At 51.4% G+C, this 22,702-nt stretch carries 22 protein-coding genes; 10 read left to right on the top strand and 12 right to left on the bottom strand.

Annotated features, from left to right (window positions below):
- Positions 1-10: 10 nt before the first annotated feature.
- Positions 11-1,267, bottom strand: coding sequence for an L-methionine/branched-chain amino acid transporter (gene yjeH / locus HEN21_RS19105; RefSeq protein ID WP_000015829.1), 1,257 nt, complete (start codon positions 1,265-1,267; stop codon positions 11-13).
- Between the two features lie 275 nt (positions 1,268-1,542).
- Between yjeH and HEN21_RS19100 the strand changes: the two genes are divergently transcribed.
- The 3 genes from HEN21_RS19100 to HEN21_RS19090 all read left to right on the top strand — a co-directional run bounded on the left by HEN21_RS19100 (position 1,543) and on the right by HEN21_RS19090 (position 4,017).
- Positions 1,543-1,836 (top strand): co-chaperone GroES, encoded by a 294-nt coding sequence (locus HEN21_RS19100; protein WP_001026276.1) that lies wholly within the window; start codon positions 1,543-1,545, stop codon positions 1,834-1,836.
- A 43-nt stretch (positions 1,837-1,879) separates the two neighbouring features.
- Complete coding sequence (gene groL, locus HEN21_RS19095; RefSeq protein WP_176252609.1) at positions 1,880-3,526, top strand: chaperonin GroEL; 1,647 nt, start codon at positions 1,880-1,882, stop codon at positions 3,524-3,526.
- A 137-nt stretch (positions 3,527-3,663) separates the two neighbouring features.
- Positions 3,664-4,017: a DUF4156 domain-containing protein gene (locus HEN21_RS19090; protein WP_000558209.1), complete on the top strand. Its 354-nt coding sequence runs from the start codon at positions 3,664-3,666 to the stop codon at positions 4,015-4,017.
- A 202-nt stretch (positions 4,018-4,219) separates the two neighbouring features.
- Here the strand turns inward: HEN21_RS19090 and HEN21_RS19085 are convergent, their stop codons facing one another.
- Positions 4,220-5,089 carry a YjeJ family protein gene (locus HEN21_RS19085; RefSeq protein ID WP_001008065.1) on the bottom strand — a complete coding sequence of 290 codons (870 nt, stop codon included), beginning with the start codon at positions 5,087-5,089 and terminating at the stop codon, positions 4,220-4,222.
- A 383-nt stretch (positions 5,090-5,472) separates the two neighbouring features.
- A complete protein-coding gene (epmB, locus tag HEN21_RS19080) occupies positions 5,473-6,501 on the bottom strand; it encodes an EF-P beta-lysylation protein EpmB (RefSeq protein WP_000940511.1) in 1,029 nt (342 codons plus the stop codon).
- Between the two features lie 41 nt (positions 6,502-6,542).
- On the opposite strand from epmB, the gene efp reads away from it, so the two are divergent.
- The 4 genes from efp (at position 6,543) to sugE (ending at position 8,038) form a co-directional block, all read left to right on the top strand.
- Positions 6,543-7,109, top strand: a complete 567-nt coding sequence (efp, locus tag HEN21_RS19075; protein WP_000257278.1) for an elongation factor P — start codon at positions 6,543-6,545, stop codon at positions 7,107-7,109.
- Positions 7,110-7,160: 51 nt separating this feature from the next.
- Positions 7,161-7,286, top strand: coding sequence for a lipoprotein antitoxin entericidin A (gene ecnA / locus HEN21_RS19070; RefSeq protein WP_000977757.1), 126 nt, complete (start codon positions 7,161-7,163; stop codon positions 7,284-7,286).
- A 111-nt stretch (positions 7,287-7,397) separates the two neighbouring features.
- On the top strand, positions 7,398-7,544 hold the full coding sequence (gene ecnB / locus HEN21_RS19065; protein WP_000239596.1) for a lipoprotein toxin entericidin B: 147 nt from the start codon (positions 7,398-7,400) through the stop codon (positions 7,542-7,544).
- 176 nt (positions 7,545-7,720) lie between these two features.
- On the top strand, positions 7,721-8,038 hold the full coding sequence (sugE, locus tag HEN21_RS19060) for a quaternary ammonium compound efflux SMR transporter SugE (RefSeq protein ID WP_000118476.1): 318 nt from the start codon (positions 7,721-7,723) through the stop codon (positions 8,036-8,038).
- Here the strand turns inward: sugE and blc are convergent.
- From blc to frdA, 6 genes are all read right to left on the bottom strand, one after another.
- A complete protein-coding gene (gene blc / locus HEN21_RS19055; RefSeq protein ID WP_001238382.1) occupies positions 8,035-8,568 on the bottom strand; it encodes a lipocalin Blc in 534 nt (177 codons plus the stop codon). The two genes, sugE and blc, sit on opposite strands and share 4 nt — an antisense overlap.
- 88 nt (positions 8,569-8,656) lie before the next feature.
- Entirely contained in the window at positions 8,657-9,790 is a 1,134-nt protein-coding gene (locus HEN21_RS19050; RefSeq protein WP_105285911.1) for a BlaEC family class C beta-lactamase, read from the bottom strand.
- 61 nt (positions 9,791-9,851) lie between these two features.
- Entirely contained in the window at positions 9,852-10,211 is a 360-nt protein-coding gene (frdD, locus tag HEN21_RS19045) for a fumarate reductase subunit FrdD (protein ID WP_001299198.1), read from the bottom strand.
- A gap of 10 nt (positions 10,212-10,221) precedes the next feature.
- Positions 10,222-10,617 carry a fumarate reductase subunit FrdC gene (gene frdC / locus HEN21_RS19040; RefSeq protein ID WP_000208763.1) on the bottom strand — a complete coding sequence of 132 codons (396 nt, stop codon included), beginning with the start codon at positions 10,615-10,617 and terminating at the stop codon, positions 10,222-10,224.
- Positions 10,618-10,627: 10 nt separating this feature from the next.
- Positions 10,628-11,362, bottom strand: a complete 735-nt coding sequence (frdB, locus tag HEN21_RS19035; protein ID WP_099098083.1) for a fumarate reductase iron-sulfur protein — start codon at positions 11,360-11,362, stop codon at positions 10,628-10,630.
- A complete protein-coding gene (gene frdA / locus HEN21_RS19030) occupies positions 11,355-13,163 on the bottom strand; it encodes a fumarate reductase (quinol) flavoprotein subunit (RefSeq protein WP_001192969.1) in 1,809 nt (602 codons plus the stop codon). Before frdA ends, frdB begins: the two co-directional genes overlap by 8 nt.
- A 324-nt stretch (positions 13,164-13,487) precedes the next feature.
- On the opposite strand from frdA, the gene epmA reads away from it, so the two are divergent.
- Complete coding sequence (epmA, locus tag HEN21_RS19025; RefSeq protein ID WP_176252608.1) at positions 13,488-14,465, top strand: elongation factor P--(R)-beta-lysine ligase; 978 nt, start codon at positions 13,488-13,490, stop codon at positions 14,463-14,465.
- Positions 14,466-14,682: 217 nt separating this feature from the next.
- Positions 14,683-16,185, top strand: a complete 1,503-nt coding sequence (yjeM, locus tag HEN21_RS19020) for a glutamate/gamma-aminobutyrate family transporter YjeM (protein ID WP_010349887.1) — start codon at positions 14,683-14,685, stop codon at positions 16,183-16,185.
- A 149-nt stretch (positions 16,186-16,334) separates the two neighbouring features.
- On the opposite strand, the gene mscM is transcribed toward yjeM, so the two are convergent.
- The 3 genes from mscM to rsgA all read right to left on the bottom strand — a co-directional run bounded on the left by mscM (position 16,335) and on the right by rsgA (position 21,797).
- Positions 16,335-19,658, bottom strand: coding sequence for a miniconductance mechanosensitive channel MscM (mscM, locus tag HEN21_RS19015; RefSeq protein ID WP_001236820.1), 3,324 nt, complete (start codon positions 19,656-19,658; stop codon positions 16,335-16,337).
- Positions 19,659-19,679: 21 nt separating this feature from the next.
- Complete coding sequence (gene asd, locus HEN21_RS19010) at positions 19,680-20,648, bottom strand: archaetidylserine decarboxylase (RefSeq protein WP_000934943.1); 969 nt, start codon at positions 20,646-20,648, stop codon at positions 19,680-19,682.
- 96 nt (positions 20,649-20,744) lie between these two features.
- Positions 20,745-21,797 carry a small ribosomal subunit biogenesis GTPase RsgA gene (rsgA, locus tag HEN21_RS19005; protein ID WP_000041984.1) on the bottom strand — a complete coding sequence of 351 codons (1,053 nt, stop codon included), beginning with the start codon at positions 21,795-21,797 and terminating at the stop codon, positions 20,745-20,747.
- Between the two features lie 94 nt (positions 21,798-21,891).
- Here rsgA and orn point away from each other — a divergent pair, with 94 nt between their 5' ends.
- Entirely contained in the window at positions 21,892-22,437 is a 546-nt protein-coding gene (orn, locus tag HEN21_RS19000; RefSeq protein WP_001295188.1) for an oligoribonuclease, read from the top strand.
- Positions 22,438-22,702 lie beyond the last annotated feature (265 nt).

Genomic DNA, 22,702 nt, shown 5'->3' with positions numbered 1-22,702 from the left:
AAACGCCGGATTATGTGGTTATGCCATTTTCCGGCGTTTTTCGTTTTGGCAAAAACAGCCATAACCCCGCCAGCATGATTAGCGCATAGAGACTTTTCCAGCCGACCATTGCCAGTAACAGAACGCATAACAGCCCGCCAATCACCGCCAGTACGCGATAACGTCCTTGCAATAATTTACAGCCTGCCAACATGCACAACAGGTAAATCATAATAAAGATGCCGTTGGCATAAATAATGAGTGCGTCCAGATTGATCCCTAAAGCGTGAATCACCAACGTGCTTACTACGCAACAGCCGAGCACCGCATTGAGGGCATTATTCGGGATATGGCGAGAAGAGAGGCGTGCCAGGTAGTGCTCAGGATTATGTTGCGCCTGTGACCAGACCAGGCGGGCGAAGCTCTGTATATAAATGTTGAGACTGGCAAAGCAGGCCAGATAGCCAATCACGCAGGCAATCCATAACGCCCCTACACCGAATAGCTGCACCACAATTTTGGGAAGCGATGCAGCCGCCGCCATTTTTTCACCATAGGCGTCGAAGTGTAAGACGACTACCGTACAGCCCCAGTAGACTAATCCTGCCAGCAGCAGACCTATCATCAAAGCGCGCGGAAAATCACGCTCTGGATTTTTAAATTCCGAAGCGAGATGGGCAAATGCCTCCAGACCGACAAAGCACCAGAACATCACCGATAACGCAGCAAATAACCCGGAAAGTTCGATATCACCTGGCGCAGGGAAGGGGATGTTCGCAGGTTTGATATCGCCCGCCCACCAGATGGCAACAATCAGTGCGACGATAAGCCCGGCAATGACCGTTTGTAGATTAGCACTGGAACTGGCACCGCGAGTACCGATATACCACACCAGCGCCAGTGTACCGAGTTCTGCCAACAATAGTTGCCAGCTATGCCAGCCAAACATCGCCTGACCGAACCCGGCAGCAATTTGTAGCGCGGCGGGCAAACCCACGGGAATAACCGATAAAAACAGCCAGCCGGTGACTCGCTCAAGTCGCGAGCCGAACGCCATACCGACGAAGTGCGCGACGCCGCCCGCGCTGGGGTAGTGGCGACCCAGAATCGCAAACACAATTGCAATCGGGAACACTAAGATAATCAAAACTGGCCACGCCCACAGGCTATTATTGCCTGCCACCAGAGCAGCTAACGCCGGAACGGCAAACACGCCAGTGCCTAATAATGACGTCGATAGCAGGCCGATACCCTGGGCCAGCCCCAATTCTTGTTTGAGTCCACTCATGGGTTGAAGTCCGATTGCGCCCAAATTTTGGGCAACTGCGTAGATTTTCGATGGTAGCACAATCAGATTCACTTATGACGGCGATGTCGAAATTGCGATGAAACGTGAGGTGAATCAGGGTTTTCACCCGATTTTGTGCTGATCAGAATTTTTTTTCATTTTCCCCCTTGAAGGGGAGATGCCTCATCCCCATTTCTCTGGTCACCAGCCGGGAAACCACGTAAGCTCCGGCGTCACCCATAACAGATACGGACTTTCTCAAAGGAGAGTTATCAATGAATATTCGTCCATTGCATGATCGCGTGATCGTCAAGCGTAAAGAAGTTGAAACTAAATCTGCTGGCGGCATCGTTCTGACCGGCTCTGCAGCGGCTAAATCTACCCGTGGCGAAGTGCTGGCTGTCGGCAATGGCCGTATCCTTGAAAATGGCGAAGTGAAGCCGCTGGACGTGAAAGTTGGCGACATCGTTATTTTCAACGATGGCTACGGTGTGAAATCTGAGAAGATCGACAATGAAGAAGTGTTGATCATGTCCGAAAGCGACATTCTGGCAATTGTTGAAGCGTAATCCGCGCACGACACTGAACATACGAATTTAAGGAATAAAGATAATGGCAGCTAAAGACGTAAAATTCGGTAACGACGCTCGTGTGAAAATGCTGCGCGGCGTAAACGTACTGGCAGATGCAGTGAAAGTTACCCTCGGTCCGAAAGGCCGTAACGTAGTTCTGGATAAATCTTTCGGTGCACCGACCATCACCAAAGATGGTGTTTCCGTTGCTCGTGAAATCGAACTGGAAGACAAGTTCGAAAACATGGGTGCGCAGATGGTGAAAGAAGTTGCCTCTAAAGCGAACGACGCTGCAGGCGACGGTACTACCACTGCAACCGTACTGGCTCAGGCTATCATCACTGAAGGTCTGAAAGCTGTTGCTGCGGGCATGAACCCGATGGATCTGAAACGTGGTATCGACAAAGCCGTTACCGCTGCAGTTGAAGAACTGAAAACGCTGTCCGTACCGTGCTCTGACTCTAAAGCTATTGCTCAGGTTGGTACTATCTCCGCTAACTCCGACGAAACCGTAGGTAAACTGATCGCTGAAGCGATGGACAAAGTCGGTAAAGAAGGCGTTATCACCGTTGAAGACGGTACTGGTCTGCAGGACGAACTGGACGTGGTTGAAGGTATGCAGTTCGACCGTGGCTACCTGTCTCCTTACTTCATCAACAAGCCGGAAACTGGCGCAGTAGAACTGGAAAGCCCGTTCATCCTGCTGGCTGACAAGAAAATCTCCAACATCCGCGAAATGCTGCCAGTTCTGGAAGCTGTTGCAAAAGCAGGCAAACCGCTGCTGATCATCGCTGAAGATGTTGAAGGCGAAGCACTGGCAACTCTGGTTGTTAACACCATGCGCGGCATCGTGAAAGTCGCTGCGGTTAAAGCACCGGGCTTCGGCGATCGTCGTAAAGCAATGCTGCAGGATATCGCAACCCTGACTGGCGGTACTGTAATCTCTGAAGAGATCGGTATGGAGCTGGAAAAAGCGACTCTGGAAGACCTGGGTCAGGCTAAACGTGTTGTGATCAACAAAGATACCACCACCATCATCGATGGCGTGGGTGAAGAAGCTGCAATCCAGGGCCGTGTTGCTCAGATCCGTCAGCAGATTGAAGAAGCAACTTCTGACTACGACCGTGAAAAACTGCAGGAGCGCGTAGCGAAACTGGCAGGCGGCGTTGCAGTTATCAAAGTAGGTGCTGCTACCGAAGTTGAAATGAAAGAGAAAAAAGCACGCGTTGAAGACGCCCTGCACGCGACCCGTGCTGCGGTAGAAGAAGGCGTGGTTGCTGGTGGTGGTGTTGCGCTGATCCGCGTAGCGTCTAAACTGGCTGACCTGCGTGGTCAGAACGAAGACCAGAACGTGGGTATCAAAGTTGCACTGCGTGCAATGGAAGCTCCGCTGCGTCAGATCGTCCTGAACTGCGGTGAAGAACCGTCTGTTGTTGCTAACACCGTTAAAGGCGGCGACGGCAACTACGGTTACAACGCAGCAACCGAAGAATACGGCAACATGATCGACATGGGTATCCTGGATCCAACCAAAGTAACTCGTTCTGCTCTGCAGTACGCAGCTTCTGTGGCTGGTCTGATGATCACCACCGAGTGCATGGTTACCGACCTGCCGAAAAACGATGTAGCTGACTTAGGCGCTGCTGGCGGTATGGGCGGCATGGGTGGCATGGGCGGCATGATGTAATTGCCCTGCACCTCGCAGAAATAAAGAAACCCCCGGGCAGAAATGTCTGGGGGTTTTTCTTTTGGTCATCTTTCTAGTATAAGATTCAGACACGGACGACGCGAGTTGCGTCCAGCTCATTGATTATGGGGAATAACATGCACGTAAAATACTTAGCAGGGATTGTCGGTGCCGCGCTACTGATGGCGGGTTGTAGCTCCAGCAACGAATTGAGTGCTGCCGGTCAGAGTGTACGCATTGTTGACGAGCAGCCAGGTGCCGAGTGCCAACTGATTGGTACTGCGACAGGTAAGCAAAGTAACTGGCTTTCCGGGCAACACGGTGAAGAAGGCGGTTCTATGCGCGGTGCAGCAAACGATCTGCGCAACCAGGCGGCAGCAATGGGCGGTAATGTGATTTATGGTATCAGCAGCCCGTCGCAGGGGATGTTGTCCAGTTTTGTTCCGACTGATAGCCAGATTATCGGCCAGGTTTATAAGTGCCCGAACTGATGTGATTCAGAGGCTGGCTGACAAACGTGTACTTGCCTGATGCGCTTCGCTTATCAGGTCTACATCGAGCATTGCAACTGATTGAATATTCGAGAATTTGTAGGCCGGATAAGGCGTTTTCGCCGCATCCGGCATGATCAACGATGACGTTATCAGTAATTCCAGGCTGGATGGCTCCAGCCTCGCATTCAAAAAGATGAGATTATTTCGCCTGTGGCGCGGCCTTGCTGATGGACTGAACTCGTAAGTGATGTATTGCGCGTAAGCATTGATCCTGAGTCAGCGGTTGGGCGTTATTTGCTGCTACTGTACGAACGTAAACCTGAGATGGCACACCCGCGAGTTTTTTCAGCCGTGGACTGAAATCAAGCATCCGGCGTGTGATAGCCTCAATTTCTTTACCCGCTTTCGCTTCACGCGTTTTCACCACCGCGCCGCTAAATTGTTCTTTGCCACTTTCATCTTTAAAGCGATAAAGCACCGCCAGATAATGGCTAAACAGATTATGTTTCCATTCCGGCTGAGAATAAGTGTCATATTCCAGATTGCCATTGTCCTGGCAGTCGACGTCATATAACGGCAGGAAATCTAATAGCGATGTAATACGCAATGCCAGTTCACGCATTTCAGCATTATTAATTGCATGAATGATTGCTCGCGCCAGCATTTCAATCTGCAACTCATTAACGACTAACTCACATTTGCTACCGTCATGTAGCGTTAATACAAAGGTAAGATTTTCGCCCTGATTTTCGGTAAGTTCCAGCGTGTTAACCCGGCGATTAATATCGGCATTTTTAAGCTCATCAACCAGAATTTCTGGGATATTCTCTGCCATTTTCTTCATAACTTTATCGCGAGCCTGCTCATACTGAATACGTGTATCAGCATCCAGTTTATGCTTTTGATGCAGACGACTTTCTAGCGCAATCAGTAGGTCGCGTAGTTCCATAACAGACATAAAGAATAACGATTCTTTATTGCGAGGCTCTTTAATTTTCAGCGCCAGTGCAATGAAATTATTACTCTTGCGAATAACACCGGTATTAACACCCTTGATGCTTATGGCCATGTAGGTTCTCCCTAACCATTTTTCAATCAAATAATTAATTTTAATTAATAAGCCAGGTAAATGGGCTTGCTAGTAATAGTTGTTAAAATAACATAAATAGCAGTGCTCACTCTATATATAAACAGAAAAGAAAACTTAATTATTGGTGTTGGCTATATAAAGAGTAAAAATAGCAACGTAAATGAATAATTAAAGGTTATGCAACGGGCAAAGATTAAACTTCCCTGTTTAATAACCTGTCTCTGTTCTCGTATTCGTTGCTCTTGGCGGATGCGGCGTAAATGCCTTATCCCGCCTACAGCTCATTGAGTTTCAATGCGCGATGTAGGCCTGATAAGCGAAGCGCATCAGGCAATTTTCTGTTTAACTTCCCTGTTAATCAGTTACTGCTGGCGTAGCTGGAGATCCAGAGGCGTTTTGCTGGGTTCACCGCCAATCTCGCGCGCCAGTTTCGGCACCAGATATCCCGACACCAGTGTCAGCAACTCACGCATAATCTGCCGTGCTTCGTCATCACTCACCATAAAATGCGCCGCGCCCTGTACTTTATCGAGCACATGCAGGTAATACGGCATCACGCCCGCATCGAACAACGCATTACTCAGGTTTGCCAGCGTTTGTGCGTTATCATTCACGCCACGTAACAGAACGCTCTGGTTCAGCAAAGTCACGCCCACGCGGCGCAACTTAGCCATTGCCTGACGGAATGTTTCATCTACCTCATTGGCATGGTTGATGTGATTCACCAGCAAGATTTGCAGCGTAGAACGGGCAAAGCGTTCAACCAGCGCCTCTGTGATGCGCGCGGGGATCACAATCGGCAGACGGCTGTGGATGCGCAGACGTTTGATATGCGGGATTGCTTCCAGTTGCGTCAGCAGCCAGTCCAGCTCGTGATCTTTCGCCATCAACGGATCGCCGCCGGAGAAAATAATCTCGTCCAGTTCCGGATGCGCCGCAACATACTCAAGTGCCGCCTGCCAGTTACGTTTGTTGCCCTGATTTTCGGCATACGGGAAGTGGCGACGGAAACAGTAGCGACAATTTACCGCGCAGCCGCCTTTAACCAACAGTAGCGCCCGGTTGTGGTATTTATGCAACAAACCAGGCACTACGCTGTGCTGTTCTTCCAGCGGGTCGGTGGAGAATCCGGGCGCGACGACAAACTCATCTTGCGAGGTAAGTACCTGACGCAAAAGTGGATCGTCAGGATTGCCTTTCTCCATGCGATCGATAAATGAGCGGGGCACACGCAGGGCAAACAGCTTTTTGGCGCTGCGTCCGGCCAACAGTTTTTCGTCCGCGTCTATATTCAAAAGACGCAGAAGTTCATCAGGATCGGTCACAACATCGGCAAGTTGCGTTAACCAATCTTCTCTGGATGGGGTATTTAGGGTTACAATATGCGCCATTTTGTGGCTTAGCTACCAATTAACAAATTTCAGAGGGCCTTATGGCAACGTACTATAGCAACGATTTTCGTGCTGGTCTTAAAATCATGTTAGACGGCGAACCTTACGCGGTTGAAGCGAGTGAATTCGTAAAACCGGGTAAAGGCCAGGCATTTGCTCGCGTTAAACTGCGTCGTCTGCTGACTGGTACTCGCGTAGAAAAAACTTTCAAATCTACTGATTCCGCTGAAGGCGCTGATGTTGTCGATATGAACCTGACTTACCTGTACAACGACGGTGAGTTCTGGCACTTCATGAACAACGAAACCTTCGAGCAGCTGTCTGCTGATGCGAAAGCAATTGGCGACAACGCTAAATGGCTGCTGGATCAGGCAGAGTGCATTGTAACTCTGTGGAATGGTCAGCCGATCTCCGTTACTCCGCCGAACTTCGTTGAACTGGAAATCGTTGATACCGATCCGGGTCTGAAAGGCGATACCGCAGGTACTGGCGGCAAACCGGCTACCCTGTCTACTGGTGCTGTGGTTAAAGTTCCGCTGTTCGTACAGATCGGCGAAGTCATCAAAGTGGATACCCGCTCTGGTGAATACGTCTCTCGCGTGAAGTAATGCGGTTGTGGTGCGGCCTGCTGGCTGCACCGTCACTTATTCAGGTCAGAGATGATGAAACGCCTTATCGTTCTTGTTTTGCTTGCCAGCACGCTGCTTACGGGCTGTAACACCGCTCGGGGTTTCGGCGAAGACATCAAACATCTTGGTAATTCCATCTCCCGCGCTGCCAGCTAATTTATTCTTCACTTCCTAAAAATCATCAGATTTCCGTCATTTTTGGTGATGTTGTCTATTATTAATTTGCTATAGGCAAACACAAATAACATTACCTAAAAGGAAGACGTTATGGTTAAGAAGACAATTGCAGCGATCTTTTCTGTTCTGGTGCTTTCAACAGTATTAACCGCCTGCAACACCACGCGTGGCGTTGGTGAAGACATCTCTGATGGCGGTAACGCGATTTCTGGCGCAGCGACGAAAGCGCAGCAATAAGCAATAACGGTACGGCAGATTTGTCGTGCCGTTTGTTTTTCTCGGCGGTAATCACTGCCGTAACCGTTGAAATTTCCTCTTAAATCGGCAAAATACCTCCTTCACCATCAGCTTTGCAGGACGACCTGCGAACGCTTCTTTTCACCGGGGACGGCCCCAAATCTCCGGAGTCTGATATGTCCTGGATTATCTTAGTTATTGCTGGTCTGCTGGAAGTGGTATGGGCCGTTGGCCTGAAATATACCCACGGTTTTAGTCGCCTGACGCCAAGTGTTATTACCGTGACGGCGATGATCATCAGTATGGCGCTACTTGCCTGGGCGATGAAATCGTTACCTGTAGGGACGGCTTATGCGGTCTGGACGGGAATTGGCGCAGTCGGTGCGGCGATTACCGGCATTGTACTGCTCGGTGAGTCCGCTAACCCGATGCGCCTGGCAAGTCTGGCATTAATCGTACTGGGGATTATTGGTCTGAAACTTAGCACCCATTAACTGCCGGGCTGCTGTACCCAAATAAACTTACTGACATCAAACCCTTCCCGGGTCGCGACTGCCAGCATCTCCTGTTTAACTTCGTCAGAAATGGTTGGGGTGCGGGAGAGTATCCACAGGTAATCGCGATCCGGGCCGCAAACCAGCGCATGGCGGTATTCCCGATCAAGTGCAATGACGTTATAACCGCCATAGAAAGGACCAAAGAATGACACTTTCAGCGCAGCGCGAGTTGGTGCGCCGGTAAAGTACGCTTTCCCTTCACTCTGCTGCCACATTTCTCTGTCAGGGTTATAGCCTTTATTAATGACATTCAGGCCGCCGTCATCCCGCAGGCTATACGTCGCGGTCACTTTCTCCAGTCCACGTTCAAAACGGTGATCAAAACGGGCAATCTCATACCACGTACCCAGATAGCGTTTGGTATCAAAATTATTTACCACAGTAACGCCACGCGGCGGTGTAGGTGAACTACAGGCAACGACCAGAAATGCCGCTGTCGCTGCGGCAACGAGAGGGAGCAGGCGCATAGATGTTTCCTTACTGGTTTTTTTCTAAGTGTAGATGACAGCAAGGAAAAGCGGATAAAAGGTCCGAAAATTCGGACCATCTGCGTTGTTATTGCAAAGCGTTGAGAATTTGCCAGGCGGCAGCGACTCTCGCTGGATTCGGATAGTTTTTGTTAGCCAGCATCACAATCCCCAGCTCTTTCTCTGGAATAAATGCGATGTAGCTACCAAACCCGCCGGTCGCGCCTGTTTTATGTACCCATGATGCACGTACCGCAGGGGCAGGGGGCGTAATCGCTTTTACTGGTCGTGCTGCCAGCGCAATTTTACTGTCGCTGCCATTAATGATGCTGTCTGGATCCACCGGCCAGTCCAGCATTTCCCAGCCCAGACCTTGATACATGTCGCCAGTTTGCCAGTAGCGCGACTGCGCCAACTGGATACCTTGCTGAAGTGTTTTGTCGTTGATATCACGGGGATTCATATTGCTCTGCGCCCAGCGAGCCATATCTTCAATGGTTGATTTCACACCGTACGCTTCAGCATCTAACGCCCCTGGCGAAACATGCACGGCCTTACCTTCGCGATACCCCCAGGCGTAATTCTTTTCTTCTGCGGGTGGCACATTAATCCACGTATGGGTGAGTTTGAGTGGCTGGAAGACACGAGCTTGCATCGCCTGTTCAAAGCTCAAACCAGACGGCTTCACAGCCAGCGCGCCGAACAAACCGATACTGGAGTTGGCATACAGACGCTGTGTTCCTGGTGCCCAGGTGGGCAGCCAGTTTTGATAGAAACGTAGCAAGTCGCCTGAGGACTTCACTTCATCGGGCACCTGTAACGGCAGGCCGCCAGCGGTGTAGGTTGCAAGATGTAATAGCGTGATCCCGTTCCACTGTTTAGCAGTAAGTTCAGGCCAGTATTTTGTCGCGGGATCGCTTAGGTTGATTTCCCCTCGTGCAATAGCGTCGCCACCGAGCACACCCGTAAATGTTTTGCTGACCGAACCTAACTCAAACAACGTTTGCTGTGTGACGGGCTGCTTTTTTGCTACGTCCGCATAGCCCCAGGTAAAGTAATAGGGCTTGCCCTGATAAATCACCGCAACCGCCATACCAGGGATTTTTTGTTGCTCTATAAGCGGATTAATTGCGCGATGCACAATATCGTTGATTTGTTGAGGGGCAGCAAATGTGGAGCAAGAGGCGGTAATTAATAAGGCGCAGAGCGTCGTTTTGAACATAGGTCTGGTTTCCATACAAAACGGCCCGCCATAGGCGGGCCGGATTTACATTGGCGATACGTTAGATTGTAACGATACCAATCAGCGTGACAACTGTCAGGATAGCAGCCAGGCCGTAGAAAACCCATTTGCCCGCAGGCACGTGGATTTTCAGATCGTGCATCGCGTGGTGCATACGGTGTAAACCACACCACAGCGGCAGGACGATCATCAGGAACAGGAATACGCGACCAATGAAGCTCTGTGCGAACGCCAGAACGCGCTCATAGCTCAGTGCATCACCCGGAAACAGCCCCAGTGGTAGCAGAATGCCAACCAGCAGGATCATCACCGGCGCAATGATTGCGCTCCACATACCACCGGCCCCGAAGAGGCCCCAGAATACCGGTTCGTCAGAACGCTTTGGATTTGGATTAATCATCTCAGGCTCCTTACCAGTACAGGGCAACAAACAGGATTACGATGGTGGCAACCACAGTTACCGCCCAGAGACTTTTGATAATTGGCTCTGGTCCCATTTTTTCGTCTTTTACAATGATATTGGCCGCTTTCGGTGCCAGCTCAAACCAGGTTTTGGTGTGCAGCAGGGCTGCCGCCAGAGTGATCAGGTTAATAATCACGATAACCGGGTTTTGTAAAAAGTCGACGAATCCCGCCCAGGATTCCGGGCCATTTTTCAGGGCAAACAGCCCGAAAATCAGTTCAATGCTGAACCACACAGCCGGAACCGCCGTGCCTTCGCGCAGCATGTAAAAGCGATAAAACGGCAATTTTTTCCACCAGGTGGACGTCATTGGCCGTACATACGGTTTACGTTTAGTCGTCATGTTGCACTCCTTAGCGTGGTTTCAGGGTCGCGATAAGAAAGTCTTTCGAACTTTCTACTTTGCCCTGCTGAATGGCCGCAGCCGGATCGACGTGTTTCGGGCAGACTTCGGAGCAGTAGCCCACGAAAGTACAGCTCCATACGCCGTTCTGACTGTTTAACTGCGCCATACGCTCCTTCTTACCGTGGTCGCGGCTATCTTCGTTATAACGATGCGCCAGCGTAATGGCAGCCGGACCGATGAACTCTGGGTTCAGGCCAAACTGCGGGCACGCGGCGTAGCACAGACCACAGTTGATGCAACCGGAGAACTGGTGATACTTCGCCATCTGCGCCGGGGTCTGAATGTTAGTACCCTGATCCGCAGTGCGGGAGTTGCCGATGATGTACGGTTTGATCGCTTCCAGACTTTCGATGAAGTGGGTCATATCGACGACCAGATCGCGTTCGATCGGGAAGTTAGCTAACGCTTCAACCTTCATACCGTCGGTGTAGTCGCGCAGGAAGGTTTTACATGCCAGTTTCGGTACGTTGTTAACCATCATGCCGCAGGAACCACAAATCGCCATACGGCAGGACCAGCGGTAGCTCAGGTCTGGTGCCAGGTTGTCTTTGATATAGCCCAGCGCATCCAGTAATGAGGTGGTTGCGTCATAAGGCACTTCATAGAATGCGCTATGCGGTGCGGTATCGGCTTCCGGGTTATAGCGCACCACCTCGATTTTCAGGTTCTTCATCTCAGCCATTCGCCTTCTCCTTCTTATTGGCTGCTTCCGCCTTATCGGCTGCATCCGCTTCGCCACCGTAAACGCGTTTAGCTGGCGGCAGCGTAGTAATCTTCACGTCGCTGTACTCCAGGCGAGTAGTGCCATCAGCATCGCGGAAGGCGAGGGTGTGTTTGAGGAAGTTGACGTCGTCACGCTCGGTGCAACCTTCGTCCAGACGCTGGTGCGCGCCGCGAGATTCTTTACGTGCCATCGCGGAGTGTGCCATACATTCAGCAACGTTCAGCCCATGACCCAGCTCAATGGTGTAGAGCAGGTCGGTGTTGAACACGCTGGAAGTGTCGGTGATACGCACGCGCTTGAAGCGTTCTTGCAGTTCCGCCAGTTTGTCGATGGTTTTCTGCATCAGTTCCGGTGTACGGTAGATACCGCAACCTTCTTCCATGGACTGGCCCATTTCGTCGCGGATCTTCGCCCAGTTTTCGCCGCCATCCTGGTTAACCAGATCTTTCAGGCGCTGCTCAACGCCAGCAACCTGGGCATTGATTGCCGCATCGTTGCCATTACCAGCAGTAGATGCGCGTTCCATAGCTTGCTCACCCGCCAGACGACCGAAGACCACCAGTTCCGCCAGCGAGTTGGAACCCAGACGGTTTGCACCGTGCAGACCAACAGAGGAACATTCGCCAACGGCAAACAGACCTTTAATACGGGTTTCGCAGTTTTGATCGGTTTCGATACCGCCCATGGTGTAGTGCGCGGTCGGACGTACCGGAATCGGTTCTTTAACCGGATCGACGCCAACGTACGCTTTCGCCAGTTCACAGATGAACGGCAGACGTTCGTGCAGTTTTTTCTCGCCCAGATGACGCAGGTCGAGATAAACCACATCGCCGCGTGGCGTGGAGATGGTGTTACCTTTACGCCATTCGTGCCAGAAGGCCTGAGAAACTTTGTCACGCGGACCCAGTTCCATGTATTTGTTTTTCGGCTCGCCCAGCGGCGTTTCCGGGCCCATACCGTAGTCTTGCAGATAACGGTAGCCGTTTTTGTTGACCAGAATACCGCCTTCACCACGGCAACCTTCGGTCATCAGGATACCGGAACCCGGCAGGCCGGTAGGGTGATACTGAACAAATTCCATATCACGCAGCGGAACGCCATGGCTCAGTGCCATACCCATACCGTCACCAGTTACGATGCCACCATTGGTGTTGTAGCGATATACGCGACCCGCACCGCCGGTTGCCATAACTACTGCATTAGCGCGGATCTGCACCAACGTACCTTCCATCATGTTCATGGCTACAAGGCCGCGAACATGACCATCATCGACCAGAATATCCAGCACGAAGTGTTCGTCAAAACGCTGGATCTGCGGGAATTGCAGAGAAGTCTGGAACAGCGTGTGCAGCATATGGAAGCCGGTCTTATCGGCGGCGAACCAGGTACGCTCGATTTTCATGCCGCCGAAGCGACGGACGTTGACGCTACCATCCGGGCGACGGCTCCATGGGCATCCCCACAGTTCCAGTTGGGTCATTTCGGTTGGGCAGTGGTGGACGAAATAATCCACAACATCCTGCTCACATAACCAGTCGCCACCCGCTACTGTATCGTGAAAGTGATATTCGAAGCTGTCATGATCCTGCGCGACAGCGGCTGAGCCCCCTTCAGCGGCAACGGTATGGCTGCGCATCGGGTATACTTTTGAGATTAGTGCGATTTTTGCATTTGGATTTGCCTGCGCGGCAGCAATTGCAGCACGTAATCCCGCGCCACCGGCACCTACAATGGCAAGATCGGCTTGAAAGGTTTGCACGACATTCCTCCAGATTGTTTTTATCCCGCAGCACCGTACTTCAGGGTAAGTATCTGAAAGTTACGGTCTGCGAACGCTATTCCACTGCTCCTTTATAGGTACAACAGTATAGTCTGATGGATAAGTCTGAAATTTGACGAGATCGATTTTTTTAGCGTGCCAGGGGGCTAAATTATCACTGAAGATGATTAATTTAATTACTAAAGCATCATGTTGTGGTTTTTTTAGTCACTGCCCACCGTTGATTGATTCCTGCGTAAAATTTGTCTCGCCGTCGCGTTGCGAGTAGACTTCGTGCCCTTGTTAAAAACTGGAGATTTTACTATGAGCGAAACGGCATCCTGGCAGCCGAGCGCATCCATTCCTAACTTATTAAAGCGCGCGGCGATTATGGCGGAGATCCGTCGTTTCTTTGCCGATCGTGGAGTGCTGGAGGTGGAGACGCCTTGTATGAGCCAGGCGACGGTAACCGATATTCATCTGGTCCCGTTTGAGACACGTTTCGTTGGCCCCGGGCATTCGCAGGGGATGAATCTCTGGTTAATGACCAGCCCGGAATACCATATGAAACGCCTGTTGGTTGCCGGTTGTGGTCCGGTATTCCAGCTGTGCCGCAGCTTTCGTAATGAAGAGATGGGTCGTTATCACAACCCTGAGTTCACGATGCTGGAGTGGTATCGACCGCACTATGATATGTACCGGTTGATGAACGAGGTGGACGATCTTCTGCAACAGGTGCTGGACTGCCCGGCAGCAGAAAGCCTTTCTTATCAGCAAGTCTTCTTGCGTTATCTGGAAATTGATCCGCTCTCTGCTGATAAAACGCAGTTGCGGGAAGTGGCGGCAAAGCTGGATCTCAGCAACGTTGCAGATACCGAAGAAGACCGCGACACGCTGCTGCAACTGTTGTTTACCTTTGGTGTGGAACCGAACATTGGTAAAGAGAAACCAACTTTTGTGTACCATTTTCCAGCCACTCAGGCATCACTGGCACAAATCAGTACCGAGGATCATCGAGTCGCAGAACGCTTCGAGGTCTACTACAAAGGTATTGAGCTGGCGAATGGTTTCCATGAATTGACGGATGCCCGTGAACAGCAACAACGCTTTGAACAGGATAACCGTAAACGTGCGGCACGTGGTTTACCGCAGCATCCTATCGACCATAACCTGATCGAAGCTCTTGAAGTTGGTATGCCCGACTGTTCCGGCGTGGCGTTAGGTGTTGACCGCCTGGTGATGTTAGCACTGGGCGCGGAGACACTGGCAGAAGTGATCGCCTTTAGTGTCGACCGGGCATAATTCTGAAAAATTAGCCATAAATCAACATAGAATGGCGTAGTCAGCGCCATTCTGTAGCATATGTTTTCATTTTTCCGCTAAAGCGCACAATTTAAGACTGGATGTTTGCTATCATCCGGGTATCAATTCTGTTTTAGTTTTATTGTTGCCCACCAATCGGTGGGTAGTGCAGTTAGTTGGCGCGTTTAATATGCGCGCTGAAATGAAGGATGATTTCATGCCTCACACGATAAAAAAGATGAGTCTAATTGGACTCATACTGATGATCTTTACTTCAGTATTCGGTTTTGCGAATAGCCCTTCGGCTTATTATTTAATGGGATATAGTGCGATTCCGTGGTATATATTTTCTGCATTATTATTCTTTATTCCATTCGCCTTAATGATGGCTGAAATGGGGGCTGCCTATCGCAAAGAAGAAGGCGGTATCTATTCCTGGATGAATAATAGCGTTGGACCACGTTTTGCTTTCATCGGCACATTTATGTGGTTTTCCTCTTATATCATTTGGATGGTGAGTACCTCCGCTAAAGTCTGGGTGCCGTTTTCTACTTTCCTCTATGGTAGCGATATGACCCAGCACTGGCGCATTGCTGGGCTTGAGCCTACGCAGGTGGTTGGGCTGCTGGCTGTAGCATGGATGATTCTGGTTACCGTCGTTGCCTCGAAAGGGATTAATAAAATTGCCCGTATTACTGCGGTGGGCGGTATTGCAGTAATGTGTCTTAATTTAGTATTGCTGTTAGTAAGCATTACTATTTTGTTATTAAATGGTGGGCATTTCGCGCAGGATATTAATTTCCTGGCATCACCGAATCCGGGATATCAGTCCGGACTGGCGATGTTATCTTTTGTCGTATTTGCCATTTTTGCTTATGGCGGAATTGAGGCTGTAGGTGGACTGGTAGATAAAACGGAAAACCCAGAAAAGAACTTTGCTAAAGGTATTGTTTTTGCCGCTATTGTTATTTCAATCGGTTATTCGTTGGCAATATTCTTATGGGGCGTCAGCACTAACTGGCAGCAGGTATTAAGTAATGGTTCTGTTAACCTCGGCAATATTACCTATGTGCTGATGAAGAGCCTGGGGATGTCGCTGGGTAACGCGCTGCATTTATCACCTGAAGCGTCATTGTCGCTGGGCGTATGGTTTGCGCGTATTACCGGACTTTCCATGTTCCTCGCTTACACCGGTGCGTTCTTTACGCTCTGCTATTCACCACTGAAAGCAATCATCCAGGGAACGCCGAAAGCCTTGTGGCCGGAGCCGATGACGCGCCTGAACGCCATGGGGATGCCGTCCATTGCCATGTGGATGCAGTGTGGGTTGGTTACTGTCTTCATCCTGCTGGTTTCCTTTGGCGGCGGCACCGCATCGGCGTTCTTTAACAAGCTGACGCTGATGGCGAACGTTTCCATGACCATTCCGTATCTGTTCCTCGCGCTGGCTTTCCCGTTCTTTAAAGCGCGTCAGGATCTCGACAGACCGTTTGTGATTTTCAAAACGCATATGTCGGCAATGATCGCGACGGTGGTTGTCGTACTGGTGGTGACTTTTGCGAACGTCTTCACCATCATCCAGCCAGTGGTTGAGGCCGGAGACTGGGACAGCACATTGTGGATGATTGGCGGCCCTGTCTTCTTCTCTCTGTTAGCGATGGCGATTTACCAGAACTATTGCAGCCGCATGGCGAGTCAGCCTGAGTTAACTTTAGATTGATTGTCTGCAATAACAACTCATCGCCAGTCCGGCGATGAGTTGTCAGGAAGAAATGCGTTATGGATGATACTCTCCGGAGCCGGAGATAACTGAAGATGATGCTAAGCTGCTAAATTAGTCACGTTGGCGTCATTTGGCAGCTTCACACATTACAAACTTCCCGCCTGGCGACGTCTACCCGCAGAAGTTAATGTTCTTCCCGTTTGTTTACCGTTCAGGCTTTCCAGACGCATCTGGAAGGGCGGGAATGGCATATCAATACCGTGGGCGTGGAAGCCTGCCAGAATCAACTGGTGGATCTCATGGCGCAGCGGCATCCGGTGTCCCATTTCAGCGGCGTAAATACGCAATTCGAAAATCTGAACCCCCTGTTGCAGATCCACCAGGAAGGCTTCCGGCGCCGGATTGTCGATTACCAGCGAACAGCGGCGTGCTGCGGTTAGCAGGATCTCCGTCACTTCTTCACTGTTGGCATCGGCAGGAGCCGGAATCGTCAACACCACGCGTGTGACTGAGTCAGAGAGCGACCAGTTGATAAACTGCTCAGTAATAAACGCCTTGTTTGGCACAATAATCTCTTTACGGTCCCAGTCGCTGATGGTGGTGGCACGGGTGTTAATTTTCGTCACGCTACCGGTGAGATCGCGAATTGTCACCGTATCGCCAATGCGAATCGGTTTTTCGAACAGGATAATCAGGCCAGAGATAAAGTTGGCGAAAATCTCCTGCAAACCAAAGCCGAGACCAACACCGAGCGCAGCGACCAGCCACTGCAATTTCGACCACTCAATACCAATCATCGAGAAGCCGACCAGCCCGCCAATCAGCATCAGCAGATATTTGGTGATGGTGGTGATGGCGTAGCCCGTACCCGGCGTTAAATCGAGGTGCTGCAAAATCGCCAGCTCCAGCAGCGCGGGCAGGTTGCGCACCAGCTGCGTGGTGATAATAAACACCAGAATGGCAATCAGCACCGCACCGAGGGTAATCGGTTCCAGACTTTCCACGCCCTGCACTGTGGATGTGACATCCCATAGCGAAATATTTTCGAGGAAGCCAAAAGCGGAATGGATTTCCGACCACAGCACAATGACCGAAAGCAGGGCGATCAGCATCAGGATTGAACGCACCAGCCGTAAGGATTGTGCGCTGATAGCATCGAGATCGACTTCGCTTTCATCGACTTCAATTGCCCCTTCCGGGCTACTGTGATGATGCGCTTCTTCTTCGCCACGCGCACGTTGCGCTAACATCTCTGCCCGGCGATGCTTCGCCCGGTCAAACGCCAGCCTGCGTCGCTGGATCAGCATCCAGCGGCGGATAACATGATAAACCACCAGCAACAGGAACCAGATGGCGACCGATGTTTCCAGCCTTGCCAGCAGAGCTTGCGCCGTTGCCAGATAACCCACCGCTGCGGCGAGAATAGCGACCAGCGGTGCGCCAATCATCATGTTCCACAACATATGGTTAGCAATGTTGTCACCGCTACCTTCTTTGTTGAGATACAGCGGGATACCGGCTTTTTTCAGGCTGAGTGTGACTACCGCCAGTGCACCGCAAATGAGGATAAAGCAAAGACGTCCCAGCGAACCGGAAAACTCGCGGTCGTCGAGATTATCGAACATCATCAGCGCCATAATCAGCGGCACAATAAGCCCGATGCTCATCAGATAGTAGCGCATCCCACGGGAAACCCGTTCGCGCGGCCAGCCAAAATGAGCGATAAACAAGCCGTTCGGGCGGGCAAAGGTGGCACAAATCATCACTACCCACAGCAGCGGCACGGTGGCCGTTACGCCATCGCCAATCGCTACCGCCAGCGGATAAGGCCACGCCTCGCGCAAGCCGTAACCCAGCGTCATCCACAGCACTGGCAGCGGTGATGCGACGAGAATCGACCAGAAAAGGGTGCGCAACGTCAGCCAGAAGTGATCCTGGGTGACTTTGCCGACTTTCGCTGCCGAACGTTCAAGAAAACGGGTGAAATAGCGGCGCGAGTAAATACTGCAACCGACCAGAATCAACGCGCCAAACAGCGGCAAAATCGTCTCTTTGCTGGTCAGCATCATCATGGTGGCTTTACCTAACTGGCTGAAGGTGTCCAGCGAGATCAGACGGCGCAGATCCTGAGCGATCTCCAGCGGCCAGGCGATGGTCATCGGGCGCACGTCAGAGGTCCAGAACAGATAGCGGTGCGTCGCTTCATTGACCTCTTTCAGCGCATCTTCCAGTTGTCCGTTGGAGACTTTCAGCTTGGTCAGTTCAAGCAGTAGCGTGTCGCCACCCTGGAGTAAGGAGTTCAGTAACTCACGCTGAGTACGCAATTGTGCTTCAAGAATACGGTTTTGTTCGGCGGTAAGTGGTTGACCGTCGGCCTGATGGATTTGCCGTAGCAGCGGCTGTTTATTGAGGAGATCCTCATAACGTAACCGTTGCACGCGCAACTGCGCCATTTCAGTATCCAGTTGCTGCGGTTTGGGCATTTCCGGCAGTCGTGCCACCTGCGCCCGCAGTGCTTCGCCGAGCAGGTTTGACGAACCCAGCCATTGTGATTGTTCACGTAGCGTATTCAGCGCCTGCCGAACCTGCAACGTCTGGCTGGTAGCCTGACGTTGCTGTGAAGCGACGAGATCCATCCGCTGCGCCTGCTGATTCAACGCCGCCGACAGTTCGCGGTTAATTTTGAATTGAGCGACGATATCTTTCGGCAAATCGGCACTGCTTTCTGCCAGTAATTCAGTGCTTTCGAGTGCCCGTTCAGCCTCAAGCTGGCGTTGGCTATTCAACTGGTTACGCAATGCCTGCAAATACGCATCCAGTTGTTGACTCTCTTTTTCTGCCAGTGCCGAACGCAGACGCGCCAGTTCCTGACGGTTATTGGCGGAAAGTTGTGCCAGTTCGAGCTCATCGACCAATGATTTCAAACGCGCGGAGTCGGCCTGCAACGCGAAATTTTGCGCCTGATTAAGTGGACTATTTCCCGTAAGTGTCCCGAGACGACGCTCGATTTCATTCAACTGGCGGCGGGCGTCGGTTTGCTGTTGCGGCAGTTGATTCAGCGAATCCGCAATCTCGCGGGCGCGCTCCTGTTCTTGCTGAGCCTGACGGCTTTTATCCAGCAATTGACTGCTGACCTGGAGAATTTCCTGATTCAGCGCGTCGGTAGACATCCCCGGCGACACGCTGCGCGGCTCATCACGCATGTTGTTCAACTGCGCGCGCAGAGTAGCGGAGAGTTTGGGGTAATTATCGATAACTTGCTGATATTGCTTGATGCGCTCAAGGGAGCCTTTTTGCTCCTCAAGCGCATTTAAGGCAGACTGGAGCGCCTCTACGACTTCTGGCTGCGCGGGTTTCGCCGCTTTTGCCTGCTCCAGTTCCTGGGTGATTTGTTTGCTATCGGGGGCCGTCGCGGCGTACGCCCCCCAACTGAGGCACCAGGCCATCAGAAAAGTGATAATCAGGCGCACGTCAGCGTTTCCTTTGATGGATTAGACCTGGTCTTTGTTGTCGTCAACCAATGGGCTGGCGTCGTGTTCTGCCTGGATCTCTTCAGCAGGAAGCGGGGCAGGTTCAGCTTCTGGGGTAACAAAGGGTTCGGTAGATACTGCCAGTGGCTGACCAATCTTAGTGACAGAAAGGCTTGCCAGTTGCTCAACCAGATTCACTTTACCCGGTGCAAACAGGTTGATAACGGTAGAGCCGAGTTTAAAGCGCCCCATTTCCTGGCCTTTCAGCAGTGCCACGGAGCCGTCGTTTTCCCCTGCAGGCCAGATCCAGCGTTTGATGATGCCTTCGCGCGGCGGCGTAATGGTGCCCGCCCAGACCGTCTCAATGCTGCCAACAATCGTAGCACCGACCAGAATCTGCGCCATCGGGCCAAATTCGGTATCGAACAGGCAGATTACGCGTTCGTTGCGGGCAAACAGATTTGGCACGTTCTGAGCGGTGAGATGGTTAACGGAGAAGAGATCGCCCGGCACGTAGATCATCTCCCGCAGAATGCCGTTGCACGGCATATGTACGCGGTGGTAGTCACGCGGGGAGAGGTAAGTGGTCACAAACGTACCATTGCGGAAAAGATCCGCCATCAGGTAGTTACCCGCCAGCAGGGCTTCGAGGCTGTAGTTGTGGCCTTTGGCTTGCAGGATTTTATCTTCTTCGATTTTACCTAACTGGCTAATAACGCCATCGGCAGGCATGACCAGGACATTTGGATCGGTATCGATTGGGCGTACTTCGTCACGCAACGGACGGACAAAAAATTCGTTAAAGGTGCGGTAACTGGCGGTGTCCGGCTTTTGTGCCTCTTGCATGTCGACCTTGTAGTATTTAACGAACAGATCGATAACCAGTTTTGTCAGCCATCCTGCCCGCTTGCTTGCGCCCCAACCCGCCAGGCGAGTAAGCCATAGTTTTGGCAGAATGTACTGTAGCGAAAGTTTAAATGAATTTAACAAGGTAGCCTCCAGGCCATTGTTTTGTCGTTCCTGATCCGGCGTTCATGCCGGATCCTGAAAAAAAGGGGACGATTCTAACGACGGTTAGCTTAATTGTCAGTCATCCGTATCAGAAAAGTTTTTACGCGTTTTTACCTGCGCCATGCTTTCCAGAATACGGTGATAGTTTTCGAAACGAGTTTCCGCGATTTTCCCCTCATCAACCGCTTCACGGATTGCGCAGCCCGGATCGGTATCGTGTTTGCAATCGCGATATTTACACAGGCCTAAGTAATCATGAAATTCGACAAAGCCTTGAGTGATTTGTTCCGGTGCCAGATGCCAGAGGCCAAATTCACGTACGCCAGGGGAATCAATGACATCGCCGCCGTGCGGAAAGTGATACAGCCGGGCAGCAGTGGTGGTGTGCTGACCGAGACCGGAGTTGTCCGAGACATCGTTGGTCAGGATCTCTTTTTGCAGCCCCAGCAGCGCGTTAAGCAGACTGGATTTGCCGACGCCGGACTGTCCGGCAAAAATGCTGATGCGCCCGGTCAACGCCTCTTCCAGCGGTTTCAGCCCATCCTGAGTATGGCTGGAAACCATCAATACGCGATAACCGATGTTGCGATAAATATCCATCTGCTCGTTGACGAATGCCATGCCTTCGTCGTCCAGCAGGTCTATCTTGTTGAGCACGATAATCGGTTCAATCTGCAAGGTTTCGCAGGCCACCAGGTAACGGTCGATAATATTGAGCGACAGCTCCGGCAAAATAGCGGAGACAATGACAATCTGGTCGATGTTGGCGGCAATAGGTTTCACGCCGTCGTAGAAATCCGGGCGCGTCAACACCGAGGTGCGCTCATGCACCGCTTCCACGATCCCTTTGACATTTACGCCTTCTGCCGCTGGTTTACCCGGACGCCAGACCACGCGATCGCCGGTTACCAGCGAACGGATGGTACGGCGAATATTGCAGCGGTGAACTTCGCCGTCTGCGGATTCCACATCAGCGTGCATACCAAAACGGCTGATGACGATACCTTCATCAGGCTCGCCAAACAGATTGTCGTCGTAGTCGGGCTTCTCCTTAGACGTTTTAAGACGACGCTGGTGATTGGCGTTCACACGGCGCTGTTGGCCTTTGGAGAGTTTATTTTTACTCAATCGTACTGACTCCTGGTCGCCCCTGATGGGCAAAACATCTATGATACACGCAATTGTGGATCAATATAGTCACTGTGAATGGGTGGAAAATAGCATGAGTGCCAATGAAAACAACCTGATTTGGATCGATCTTGAGATGACCGGTCTGGATCCCGAGCGCGATCGCATTATTGAGATTGCCACGCTGGTGACCGATGCCAACCTGAATATTCTGGCAGAAGGGCCGACCATTGCAGTACATCAGTCCGATGAACAGCTGGCGCTGATGGATGACTGGAATGTCCGTACCCATACCGCCAGCGGGCTGGTGGAGCGCGTGAAAGCGAGCACGATGGGCGATCGGGAAGCTGAACTGGCAACGCTCGAATTTTTAAAACAGTGGGTGCCTGCGGGAAAATCGCCGATTTGCGGTAACAGCATCGGTCAGGACCGTCGCTTCCTGTTTAAATACATGCCGGAGCTGGAAGCCTACTTCCACTACCGTTATCTTGATGTCAGCACCCTGAAAGAGCTGGCGCGCCGCTGGAAGCCGGAAATTCTTGATGGTTTTACCAAGCAGGGGACGCATCAGGCGATGGATGATATCCGTGAATCGGTGGCGGAGCTGGCTTACTACCGCGAACATTTTATCAAGCTGTAAAATTTTTCCTGGTCACGTAACCGCCGGATTCCACTTGCGGCGGCGTGGGTTTGGCGCTAAATTGAACTTCTTGCTGATAATTTCAGCACTTGAGATAAAAACTCAAAAAAAAATTTTTAGGGGGGTTGCAGAGGGAAAGATTTCTCGTATAATGCGCCTCCCGTAACGACGCAGAAATGCGAAATTACGAAAGCAAAAATTAAGTAGTACGCGGGAATAGCTCAGTTGGTAGAGCACGACCTTGCCAAGGTCGGGGTCGCGAGTT

Origin of the sequence: Escherichia sp. 93.1518 (assembly GCF_013368915.2) — a bacterium.
Lineage (GTDB): Bacteria > Pseudomonadota > Gammaproteobacteria > Enterobacterales > Enterobacteriaceae > Escherichia > Escherichia ruysiae.
Note: the sequence above shows the minus strand (reverse complement) of the source record. Positions and strands in the feature narration are given on the sequence as shown.